At 26.7% G+C, this 1,143-nt stretch carries 1 protein-coding gene; it reads left to right on the forward strand.

From position 1 onward, the window contains the following. The first annotated feature begins 695 nt into the window (after positions 1 to 695). Positions 696 to 1,133: a hypothetical protein gene (locus C3945_RS11680; RefSeq protein ID WP_161879822.1), complete on the forward strand. Its 438-nt coding sequence runs from the start codon at positions 696 to 698 to the stop codon at positions 1,131 to 1,133. Positions 1,134 to 1,143 lie beyond the last annotated feature (10 nt).

Raw genomic sequence — 1,143 nt, forward strand, 5'->3', positions numbered from 1 at the left:
AATATATTCAATTTTGACCGCAAGGTTAAGACACGAAAACAGTGTACTGTATTTTACACAATATTATGGACTTGACTGGAAATAGCTGGGGAAATCGATAGAGGTAAAAAAATATATATTGGAATTACTAAAAAATACGGAGGTAATGGTTATAATTATGGTTTAGAAGTTATCATTTCTACAGATGAGAAAACTGTTAAAACCATCTCATCGATAGCTTCAGCTACACCAAGAAAGTATAGAAACATTGAACTAAATGCTGAAAGCACCTATAGAGGTTATGCAAAAACAGTTTTTGATAATCAAAATTATTTATCTAAACAATTTTCAAAAAATAAAAAAAGGAAAAATTATGAAATTCTTGGAAAACCTCGTTAATTTATAATTTATAATAAGTGATATGGGAGTTAATATTTTAGTTCTTTCATATATGCTTTACTATTTAATTAGTCAAATGTAATACAAATCCTTTTAACTTTTAATACTCTTGGTAAATTTAGCCTCTTATTAAAATATTACTTCGAGTCATACATTTTAAAGTTCAATTCAGAAATTATAGAGCTAATAGTTTAATCACAAAGTACTGGTTGTACTAGTAGTAGCTATAACATTATAAGCAATATATATTTTTGTTTTTCGTAATTAGAAAATATACAACTATAAAAAATAATATTTTTGTATAAGGAGGAAATAAGTTGATTAATACTTCAATTAATGACTCATCGTTATCTTATATACATAATCAGTTAGATGATATTTTACATTGGTTAAATCTTAGTTATTCTCTAGGAATAGCAGAACCTAAATTTGATATACATTTAGATTCAATTGGAATAAAATTTTGGGCTGATCGTTATTATTATACACTTATTTTACCTATTCGAAGGCATGATGGTCAAAGATGGACTTCAGAAGATGATAAATCTGTCCGCGTTTTAAATTCCGCTATGCATACTTATCATTTATTTGAGTCAGAAATTAATGGTGTTTCATTTCAGTTTTATGCTTATATAAAGTATGATGTTAATACCCGTCTAAATATAGTATCTAAAGATACGTACAAATGTAACCGTCAAGTAGAATTGTGCACTTTTTGCCAGATAACTTTGTGCACTTTTATTATTCAAAAATAGTCTCTCTGTT

Source organism: Alkalibacterium sp. MB6 (assembly GCF_009935905.1).
GTDB lineage: Bacteria > Bacillota > Bacilli > Lactobacillales > Carnobacteriaceae_A > Alkalibacterium.